This window comes from Martinezella calliandrae (assembly GCF_030272695.1).
GTDB lineage: Bacteria > Pseudomonadota > Alphaproteobacteria > Rhizobiales > Rhizobiaceae > Rhizobium > Rhizobium calliandrae.
In genome coordinates, this window is the sequence record NZ_JARFYN010000191.1 from 1 (window position 1) to 609 (window position 609).

Genomic DNA, 609 nt, shown 5'->3' on the forward strand with positions numbered 1-609 from the left:
CGTCGGGCCGGAGGCAATCCCGCCCGACGAGTGGTTGCCGGTTATCTGGGGCGAGACCGCGCCTCAGTTTGATGATGAGAGCCAAGCCCAGGCTGTCCTCGGGGCCATTATGGGCCGTTATGACGAGATCGTCCGGCAAATCGACGACGAGATCGTCGAACCTATTTATTGGCAATCAGGCAACACAGTCATCGCCTGGGACTGGGCTGAAGGTTTTGTCGAGTCGTTCGCGTTGCGCCAGCGTCACTGGACGAAGATGGTCAAGTCTGAAGCCGGGATGCTGCTGGTTCCGATCATGATGCTCTGTGATCCCGAAAACCAGCTCGATAAACTTGAAATCGAGGAGAAAGAACAGGCTATCGACGACGCAATTGAGGCCCTTCCCAACACCGTTTTGGCGATTGCCGCCTATTGGCGCATGTCCGAACAAGAAAGGAAACGCGTCTCCGCCGACCTGCGCTCCCTGGTCCGGACCGGCCGAAATGATCCCTGCCCATGTGGATCAGGAAAAAAGTTCAAGAAATGCTGCGGAACTGGCTCCTGAACAACCCATGGCGAAACCGCTGACAGGCCGAGGTACATCGCAGACCCCGACCTGCACCAAATATG

Annotated in this window: 1 protein-coding gene; it reads left to right on the top strand. The window is 57.0% G+C overall.

Features of this window, described 5'->3' with window-relative positions; all coding sequences use genetic code 11:
- Nucleotides 1-544 (top strand): YecA/YgfB family protein (locus PY650_RS36660; RefSeq protein WP_285884999.1); only part of this gene is annotated, 544 nt, incomplete at its 5' end.
- Between the last annotated feature and the right edge of the window lie 65 nt (nt 545-609).